10 protein-coding genes and 1 pseudogene are annotated in these 9387 nt (G+C 41.8%); 5 read left to right on the top strand and 6 right to left on the bottom strand.

The window, feature by feature from the left end:
- Window positions 1–147 precede the first annotated feature (147 nt).
- Both PN447_RS14740 and PN447_RS14735 read right to left on the bottom strand, forming a co-directional pair.
- Entirely contained in the window at window positions 148–900 is a 753-nt protein-coding gene (locus PN447_RS14740) for a hypothetical protein (RefSeq protein WP_271763788.1), read from the bottom strand.
- A 10-nt stretch (window positions 901–910) separates the two neighbouring features.
- Window positions 911–1033, bottom strand: coding sequence for a hypothetical protein (locus PN447_RS14735; protein WP_271763787.1), 123 nt, complete (start codon window positions 1031–1033; stop codon window positions 911–913).
- A 148-nt stretch (window positions 1034–1181) separates the two neighbouring features.
- Here PN447_RS14735 and PN447_RS14730 point away from each other — a divergent pair, with 148 nt between their 5' ends.
- Window positions 1182–1880 carry a hypothetical protein gene (locus PN447_RS14730; protein WP_271763786.1) on the top strand — a complete coding sequence of 233 codons (699 nt, stop codon included), beginning with the start codon at window positions 1182–1184 and terminating at the stop codon, window positions 1878–1880.
- 30 nt (window positions 1881–1910) lie between these two features.
- Here PN447_RS14730 and mutL read toward each other — a convergent pair whose 3' ends face one another.
- The gene (mutL, locus tag PN447_RS14725) at window positions 1911–3572 is read right to left on the bottom strand and encodes a DNA mismatch repair endonuclease MutL (RefSeq protein ID WP_271763785.1); all 1662 of its coding nucleotides are present in this window, start codon (window positions 3570–3572) and stop codon (window positions 1911–1913) included.
- A gap of 150 nt (window positions 3573–3722) precedes the next feature.
- On the opposite strand from mutL, the gene PN447_RS14720 reads away from it, so the two are divergent.
- A complete protein-coding gene (locus tag PN447_RS14720) occupies window positions 3723–4058 on the top strand; it encodes a rhodanese-like domain-containing protein (protein ID WP_271763784.1) in 336 nt (111 codons plus the stop codon).
- A gap of 124 nt (window positions 4059–4182) precedes the next feature.
- Here the strand turns inward: PN447_RS14720 and PN447_RS14715 are convergent.
- Window positions 4183–4266, bottom strand: a pseudogene (locus tag PN447_RS14715) (zinc ribbon domain-containing protein); the annotation flags it as partial.
- A 21-nt stretch (window positions 4267–4287) separates the two neighbouring features.
- Entirely contained in the window at window positions 4288–5340 is a 1053-nt protein-coding gene (locus PN447_RS14710; protein ID WP_271763783.1) for an adenosine deaminase, read from the bottom strand.
- Between the two features lie 1009 nt (window positions 5341–6349).
- Here PN447_RS14710 and PN447_RS14705 point away from each other — a divergent pair.
- The 3 genes from PN447_RS14705 to PN447_RS14695 all read left to right on the top strand — a co-directional run bounded on the left by PN447_RS14705 (window position 6350) and on the right by PN447_RS14695 (window position 7869).
- The gene (locus tag PN447_RS14705; RefSeq protein WP_271763782.1) at window positions 6350–6604 is read left to right on the top strand and encodes a hypothetical protein; all 255 of its coding nucleotides are present in this window, start codon (window positions 6350–6352) and stop codon (window positions 6602–6604) included.
- Window positions 6601–7008 carry a type II toxin-antitoxin system tRNA(fMet)-specific endonuclease VapC gene (gene vapC, locus PN447_RS14700; protein ID WP_271763781.1) on the top strand — a complete coding sequence of 136 codons (408 nt, stop codon included), beginning with the start codon at window positions 6601–6603 and terminating at the stop codon, window positions 7006–7008. The genes PN447_RS14705 and vapC overlap by 4 nt, the downstream gene beginning before the upstream one ends.
- A 477-nt stretch (window positions 7009–7485) precedes the next feature.
- Complete coding sequence (locus tag PN447_RS14695) at window positions 7486–7869, top strand: endonuclease domain-containing protein (protein WP_271763779.1); 384 nt, start codon at window positions 7486–7488, stop codon at window positions 7867–7869.
- Window positions 7870–8933: 1064 nt separating this feature from the next.
- Here the strand turns inward: PN447_RS14695 and PN447_RS14690 are convergent.
- Window positions 8934–9387, bottom strand: a 454-nt coding sequence (locus PN447_RS14690; RefSeq protein WP_271763778.1) for an RNA-guided endonuclease InsQ/TnpB family protein, incomplete at its 5' end; no start/stop codon positions are given.

Below are 9387 nucleotides of genomic sequence, written 5' to 3'. Positions count from 1 at the left end.
CCTGTTACCTGTTACCTGTTACCTGTTACCTGTTCCCCGTTCCCTGTTCCCTGTTCCCTTTCCTCACTGATAATTTCTCAACTCAATTTCTGTTACCTGTTACCTGTTACCTGTTCCCCGTTCCCTGTTACCTGTTCCCTTTCCTCACTATGATTTAGCTAAAAAACTACCCATATAAATCCACGGTAGTTCTAAGACTGACCGATTATGGATAGAGGTAATAAAGCAACGGACTGATACCCGGTCTAGACTTTGATTAATCTGCTGGAGTTGGGTTTGAATAGGGCGGAAATAGCGCTGGACAACGTGCATATGGCGTTGTTGCCAATTCATTTGTGTTCCATTGGGGCTGTATTTGAGTTGTTTAGCCTCCTGTAGCAAATTACAAAACAGGTCAGCCTTATTTAAGCAAATCACTAAATGTCTGAGTTTAGGACATTCATAGCGAAAAAATTCCCCCCAGCGGTCAAATCGATTACACCACTGCTCTTGAGTCATAAATTCATCTGCATTTACCCCCATGTTGAAGGTCATCCCCCGATGTGGTGGCAGAATCAGGAAAATTCCCTCACTTTCACCGATGGTGTGTAAAATTTTCTGCCATTCCATTTGATTATCACATTGCCAGCTTTTTCGCCATACCTCTCCAGGCGTATCTATCCAGTCTACTGATACTGATTTATTACCAGTAGGTAACCTGACTTCCACATCTAAGGGGCGGTTGTATATGGGCTGCTGTAGGTCTGTGGGTCTGGTTCCTCCTTGTTCATCCATTAAAATAGCTTGCAAAGTTTGATAATCCTGACTGGTGACTTTCACATATTCAGTTTTGGGGTTAGATAACTCCAAAGCTAAATGTGTCTTCCCCGCAGCGCGATCGCCTATATATACTACTCCCACATTTATGGCCTTATACTGATGAAAATAAGTGTATACTATCTGGTAATAGTTGCGATCGCCCCAGTGCTGCTACAAGCAGATCCCTGGGAATATCTTCATTGTTTGTTTGTTTGCGGTTATGGGTTTTACCCATCCTCACCCTCCCCTGAGCAAAGCTACAGGCCTGGACACAATATTACTTTCTTCCTCACAACCGTACTTTTGTGTAAACAAAATCTTTGCATAGACTGTTAAGGTGATTAAGGGGTGTATAAGTAATTTACTTATCAGGAAACCAAACTATGGATAAGAAAGAAAATTCAATTTTACTATTTCTCCTCATCAACGGTATAGTAGTTACAGGGATAGCCTACGGGTGGAGGCAAATCACATCTCTGCCTAGCTGGTACACTCACGGCAGTAGTGAGTCGGTTAATCTGAATCGGGATGACCAGAATGTGCTGGAAGTGAAACTGACTCAATGGGAAGGGGAAAATAACCGGGTGGATATTCCCCTGAATGAAACAGAATTAACTGTGTTAATGAATCAAAGACTAGCCAAAAACCCCAAAACATCGCAAGTATTACAGGCGACAAAAGGACTTAAAGCCAGTATTCAAGAAAATCAGGTAACAGGAGGGGTGGTAGTTCAACCATCCCAGTTACCACACCGGGCGCGGCGGATGGTGCAGCAGGTATTACCCATGGCGGGCGATCGCCCTATTTATATAGGTGTTACCAGTAGTCTAATAGTCCAAAATAGACAAATACACTTAAGTAATAATACGCAATTAAGTCTGGGAAGTGTGAGCCTGTCTTTGGCAGATATTACCAAGGTAACAGGGCTGAGTAAGTCAGAAATTAATCGGCAACTCAACTTAGCTCTGTCTGATGTGGGGTTGAGTGTAGACAGTATTGAGTTTGTCAATGGTGATCTGGTGCTGCGAGGAACCAAGACCGAATTAACCGCCCAAGATATTAACAACCAGGTTGATAGATAGTTAAATAAAATTAAATCCCCTTTAAATCTCTTAAATCCCGTGACTTTTGCCAATTACCCAACTACGCCGGAAAAACCGAGCTAAAGCAGGTTCATCTAAAGATAAATAAATGGGGCGACCGTGGGGACAGGTGCGGGGGTTACGGGTTTGTTGCCATTGGTCGAGTAATCCTTGCATTTGTTCTAAACTCATGGGTGTACCATTGCGAATCGCAGTGCGACAGGCGATCGCTACTTGGGCTGTTTTCAGGTCACCCCCCCAACTTAATTCTAAAATTGCTTCTGCACAGTCTTCACGCTGTTGTAACAGTGCGGGTATGCTGCGAATTGCCCAAAGTTGTTCACCAAAGGGTTCTATATCTAAACCAATAGTTTCCAGTTGTGATACTTGAGCGGAAGAAAGTTGATACATAATGATGGCGGGTTCAATGGGTACTAGTTCCCAGCGATCGCAAATTTGCTCATATAATACTCGCTCATGGGCAATGTGTTGTTCTACTAACCACATACCATGGGGATGTTCTACCACAATATAGGTGTTGCTCAGTTGGGCGATCGCTTTTAAAGGTATTGGCGTATAATTGTCTGTATGGGTGTTTTGGGGGTTAATCTTGTAACCCCCTTTAGTTTCTGCTGCTTTGACTAATTGACTCACCCGTGTATGATGAAAAGACTCTGACATCTGGGCGGAACTGATGCGCAGGGCTTGGTCAATTCCCTGGGTAATTTGTTGTTGCCAATAACCCATCTCATGCAAGTATATTTCATGTTTAGCGGGGTGACGATTCCAGTTAACTTGCGCTGGGGGAACAGTAAGATTTAATAAACAAACAGGATAGCGATCGCGTGGCAATGTCCTGTGAAATGCTGATAAAATGCTTTGCTCTAACTCTGGAGATTTGACCATACGCCCGTTAATTCCCACCCGCACCCAATCAGGACGACGGCGGTGACATCTGTCTGGTAAACCTACGACTAAAGCTAATGCACAGTTGGGGGGGTTGGGTAATTGTAGGTTAAATTCTTGGAGGTCACTATATTGCAGCTGGGGGACAATTTGCGGTAATAGTTGTCCTGTAGTGGCGGCCGCAGAAATAGTAAACCATTGGCGGTCATTTTGCCAAACTTGCCAAGTTACACGGGGATGACACAGGGCGATTTGTTGAATTGCTAGTTGTACCCCTCTGGTTTGCTGGGCGGATGTGGGTAAACCCTGGCGGCGCAGGGTACAATTACCGAACAGGTCAGACACTGTGACCACTGTACCAGGGGCGATGGCCGTGGCAGCAAATTCCACAGGTTGGCCACCATGACCATAAACAACCCGCCAGCCGACATTTGCTCCCGGTGGACGGCTGAGAATTTCTAAATCTGCTAGGGTGGTTAAACTGTGTAAGGCTTCACCCCTAAACCCTAAACTGTTGATTTTCCATAAATCATCAGCAGAGCGAATTTTACTGGTACTGTGTGCTAGGGCGGCTTGTTGCAAATTATCTGCGTCCATTCCGCAACCGTTATCTGCTACCTGTACCCGCCACTGCTGTGGCCATAGGGAAATTATAATCCTTGTTGCCCCTGCGTCTAGGGAATTTTCGACTAATTCCCGCACTACAGCGGCCAAGGAGTCGATCACCTCTCCGGCGGTAATGAGAGATACAATTTCTGTTGATAGGGTTTGAATAGTAGATGCCATAAGTTACAGTTTACGGCAAGAGGCGACCACTGTATAGAATAGGCATTTTTCTTGACAGTCCTACAGAATTTTTGATTCTTTGTAAAGAAACTCAGGTTTTCTCAATATTCTTGATAGATTGCTGGTGAGACAAGACAGCGAGAAATGCTTATGAACAGTGACTTAACGAGTGAGGTTCATGATCTGAAGTTTCGTTTGCAATGGGGACAACCAGGGTTTACCATCATAGATGTGCGCGATCGCCACACTTACAATCAAAGTCGCATCACCGGTGCGATCGCCATTCCCCTAAACGAACTGGTAGAACGAGCTACATCTACACTTCACAAAGATCGCCATATTTATATCTATGGCAATGAAGATACCCAGGCTGGCTATGCAGTACAATTATTGCGCGCAGCTGGGTTTACTAATGTGATTCATATTCATGGCGGTTTGTCAGCTTGGAGAACCGTGGGGGGCGCTACAGAGGGGATAGCTGCTTAAGATTGAGTATTTTGATATTTGTCTAAATCTCTGCGTATTTCCTGCTATATAAATCCTAGACAAGTCTAGACATTTATTTCTTACTTCGATGGGAGCATGGGAGCGGTTATCCCTCAGTAAGCTTTCAAGGTTTAGCCAACCTCGATAAGTTGATTGCTGCGTTTAAATCTCTATCCACCGAATGACCACAACTTCCACAGTTGTAAGTTCTTTCTTTTAGTCTGTTAGTTCAAACCTTGGCGGCGGAAGTCAACCCCACCCTATTTTGAGAGGGTTTTAAGACTTTATCCAGTAGCAATGTCGGCGGGTGATTGTAAGGCCAAGCAAAAGCATGGCGGAAAGCCGCATTTTGGCAGCTTTGCAACTGCTCAAAATCGATTATATCATATGTTAGCAAGTTTTCATACTCAAAGGGTAAGCGCATATTATGTAACCCCGCGTTATCGGTACAGATGGCGATATCTACCCCCGCAGCAAAACAACGGTCAAAAACTAATTTGAGTTGACGTATATCCTCTAATGTCCCGGTTTTCAGGTAAGTTGTGGGACATACTTCTAAACACTGTCCCCGTTGAGCTATCTCCTTTAATAGTTCGGGAAATAACAGGGGGATTTGGATACCGTGACCTATGCGCATGAGGTAGGGTAGTAATTCGGGGTGACAACCGTCTCTAGTTTCATAGAGGTGTCCGGTGGTGTTTAAGCCCTGCGATCGCCCATAATCATATAAGCTTACCCATTCTGCCATCCGTTCATGATAGTAGCGATCGCCCCCAGCCACATCGATAGCACAAACATATTGTTTATTTTGCACTGCTAGGTCAATAATTGCCTGATTCACCTCATAGGGTAAGCGGGTGTGCATACAGAGGATTTGGCTAGTGACAATGGGATATTCTGGTAAATGGCTGGCTTTTCCTACCACTTCCACAATTTCCGCCATTTTCTCAATTCTGGCGCTTTGGCTCAGGTGTTCTGGTGTACGTAAATATGGGGTATAGCGCAGTTCTAAATAAGCTAAATTCTCAAAGATATAAGCCCCCCGCAGTAGGCGATAAATAAAGTAGGGTAAGGTTTCTACTGTTTGCACACTTTCTACTAAGGTGTGTAATTCCAGATATTCATCTAAGGTGTTCCGGGGACGGGTGTAAAATTCTTCAAATTCCCCATACTCAGCAAACTGAGCAATCGAATCTTGACCATGGCGCTCAAAGTACCGCCATAAGACACGGGGAACAACCGAACCGCCCAGGTGTCTATGTAATTCAGCATATAAGGCCATAAGAGCTTTTTTGTAAATATGAATTTTACTAATTGTAACAAAAGCTCCAAAAAAAGAAAGCCTATCGCCCAGGATTACCACTCACAGGGATAGGTTTTTAATATGATCTGTGAGGGCAAGACTTGGAGGACAAGGTAGACAAGGTGACAAGGGAGTAAGACCGTACAATTGATGTACAATTTATCACAGAAAATGACGCTCAACAGTCCATTTCTTGTATAAAATCTTCCTTGTCTACTTTCCCTCCTTGTCTTCGGGATCTTGCCCTCACGACAATGTAAAAAACCTACCCTTGTAAGCCCTTTTTAAGGGGGGTTATGGGGGATCAAGAAGTGTCTAAAATCACCTTATAAAACTTATCAAACATCCTCTAAGATTTCAAATCTTCTTTGCATTTGAGGGCTAACATTTTCAAAGCTCATGGCATTTTCCTGATAATTAAGTAAAATTTGATGTTGATATGCGATCGCTGACGGTGATTTATCTGTTGCTGTTTACACTTAGTGTTATTGTCAAACTGCGGTTAAATTCCTTTGTTTTATTTGTGTAATACCTATGCACTAAACCTATGTGTAATTCATTCCTAGATTATACAGATAGCTGGAAGAACCCTTATTCAACAGACAATAAATAAGGCGCGTTATACTTTGTTAGTTGACGGTTGACGGTTGACGGTTGACTGTTGACTGTCCTTGTGCATTGGCATTGGTGATACAAAATTTGAGCAATTAATGACTCTATTCTTAATAGATAATGAACTTTATCTGGGTAAAACGCAAAAATTGTAAAGTTTTATTGCAGGATTCAACACTTCTGACTTTGTTAATGCACCCAACAAGAAAAGCGATCGCTTAGGATAATATATGATTATGCAATTACTAAAACAGACTCGGTAGAATTATCGCTAAATCTCTTAATATAGCAATCCTAAATGATTCATGAACAATTTCTGTTCCCTGTTCCCTTTCCTCACTGATAATTTCTCAAGTCAAATAGGATGACTATAATAATGAACAGTATTAAATTAACAAAGCGTGTCGGTAAAGATGGTATTCTACATTTAGAAATTCCTGTGGGAATCACAGATAAAGAAGTTGAAATCATGGTTATTTATCAACAAATAGAAATACCAAATATGCAAAAAACACCAGAAGAATTAGGTTGGCCTCCTGGTTTTTTTGAGCAGACCTATGGCAGTTGTCAGGATGACCCCATTGTTATTGATTCTGAGGGTGATTTTGAAGAAAGGGAAGAAATTGTGTGAGGTATTTGCTGGATAGTAATATTTGCGCTCGTTATCTCAATGGTAGGTCACTGGCAATTCGGAAGCGTTTACAATCAACAAATATTGCTGATATTGTGGTGTGTTCTGTGGTCAAGGGTGAGTTATTTTATGGTGCAATAAAAAGCAGTAATCCTGAGAGAACGTTAGCTAGACAGCAAGATTTTCTCAGGTTGTTTGTTTCGCTGCCGTTTGATGATGATGCTGCCCTGATTTACGGAAGAATTCGTGCAGAATTGTCAGCTAATGGGACTCCTATTGGCCCCAATGATTTCCAAATTGCTGCTATTGCAATGGCGAATAATTTAATTTTGGTTACGCATAATACACGGGAATTTATTCGGGTGAATGGTTTGCAGATTGAAGATTGGGAGGAAGAAACTTGATTAAAATTGAGCATATTCCATCTTGGTGTAAGGTACTGCTTGATGAAATATCACATCGGATTACTGGTTATTGACGGTTGACGGTTGACTGTTGACTGTCCTTGTGCATTGGCATTGGTGATACAAAATTTGAGCAATTAATGACTCTATTCTTAATAGACAATGAACTTTATCTGGGTAAAACGCAAAAATTGTAAAGTTTTATTGCAGGATTCAACACTTCTGACTTTGTTAATGCACCCAACAAGAAAAGCGATCGCACTAAAATCATCTAAAATTCCCCCCTTGAGAAGGCGCACTTTCACTCTAGTTCCCCCCTTTTTAAGGGGGGTTAGGGGGGATCAAATGCTATTAAATCAGACTTTCACTTACCTTATCATTAAAAACTATTTGCCAGAGTTAATGCACCCAACAAGAAAAGCGCACTAAAATCATCTAAAATTCCCCCCCTTTTTAAGGGGGGTTAGGGGGGATCAGATGCTATTAAATAAATCAGACTTTCACTTACCTTATCATCAAAAATTAGTTGCCATAGCCAAAGAATTACGCAAAAATGCAACAATCCCAGAGAAAAAACTTTGGCAAGAGTATTTACATTTTCTTAAACATCGTTTCTTGAGACAAAGACCAATTGATAACTTTATTGTTGATTTTTATTGTGCTTCTTGTCGGTTAATAATTGAGATTGATGGTGATAGCCATTTTACAGAAGAAGGTCAAGAATATGACCTTGAAAGAACTAAAATTCTAGAGGGTTATGGTTTGACGGTTGTTCGCTTTACTAATGAGCAGGTGATGAATCGTTTTGAGGGGGTTTGTGCTGAAATTGAAAGGTTGTTGATCCCCCCAACCCCCCCTTGAAAAGGGGGGCTAATTCCTCTGGGATGACTGGGTGACAAATCTTTTTAGCCTAAATTTTAGTAAGTTCATTGGGATAAATAAGGCGCATTATAATTTGTTAATGCACCCAACAAGAAAAGCGCACTAAAACTATCTCAAAGTCCCCCCTTGAGAAGGCGCACTTTCACTCTAGTTCCCCCCTTTTTAAGGGGGGTTAGGGGGGATCAAATCCTATTAAATAAATCAGACTTTCACTTACCTTATCATCAAAAATTAGTTGCCACAGTTAATGCACCCAACAAGAAAAGCGCACTAAAACTATCTAAAATTCCCCCCTTGAGAAGGCGCACTTTCACTCTAGTTCCCCCCTTTTTAAGGGGGGTTAGGGGGGATCAATTGTGATGGAAGTATGACCATTGCGGCGGAGTATATTCAGAGCAATCGCTCTGAGAACTGAGAGATTTACCGGAGCATTCCCCAGATGGATGGTGGAATTATCTTCCTTGAGAACCGCATCTTTCTCGTTAACCCACTGGTGGTTTTACCAGGGTATCCTCACGTTTCCGTCCCCTTGCGGGGAAATGGTTATGAAAAACTCCCTTCAAAAAGAGGGACTCCCTGGATTATTCAAAGGTTTCCGTCCCCTTGCGGGGAAATGGTTATGAAAAACTCCTATACAGGGACGGAGATAAAATTCGAGCGATTCTTGTTTCCGTCCCCTTGCGGGGAAATGGTTATGAAAAACCCTATGAAGTGGAAACTGTTGTCATATTTAGTTTTCAAGGTGCGGTTGCGCCAGACTACGGAAATCAGGAAGTAGCAAACCTTTCGCGTAGTGTGACTGAAGAATTTAAACCAGCGAATTAAGCTGATATGATTAATTTAGCAGCAAAACACCAAGGATTCAAGTCATTAATCACAAATTTACTCTTATTCACAAACCGTTCCTCAATCTAATTCCTCCCACCTCCCGGCGACAAATTTTCCCACTGCTTTACATTCTGTAACATTGTGCCGAAAGCTTGCAAAAATAACACTTTCAGCACTTGTATTCCTGCAAAATTCAGACACTGAACTTTACAAAATTAAATAATCCGGCGGTTCATAAGGTGGTGAAGTTCCATAGACTCGCGTTTGCTGCTTGGCTGTACTATCGCGTTTAAATCCCTATCCATTGAATGACCACAACTTCCACAGTTGTAAATTCTTTCTTTTAGTGGCATATCTTGGATATGCCCACAATTTGAGCAGGTCTTACTTGATGGGTAAAATCTATCAGCAATTATAATTTCACCACCAAACTTTTTAGCCTTGTATTCTAACAGGCGCTTAAATTCATAAAAACCACAATCAGCGATTACTTGAGCTAATTTATGATTTGAAATCATCCCAGAAACCTTTAAATCTTCTACTACTATTTTTGCGTGGTTTTTGCATAAGAAAGTAGTGATTTGGTGAAGAGTATTTTTTCTAAGATTAGCTACTCTAGCGTGATGTTTAGCCAGTTGAATTTTAGCTTTGTGTCGGTTATTAGAACCT

Origin of the sequence: Anabaena sp. CS-542/02, assembly GCF_028331085.1 — a bacterium.
GTDB lineage: Bacteria > Cyanobacteriota > Cyanobacteriia > Cyanobacteriales > Nostocaceae > Anabaenopsis > Anabaenopsis arnoldii.
The sequence above is the reverse complement of the archived record's forward strand: the minus strand, read 5'-3'. Positions and strand labels throughout refer to the sequence as shown.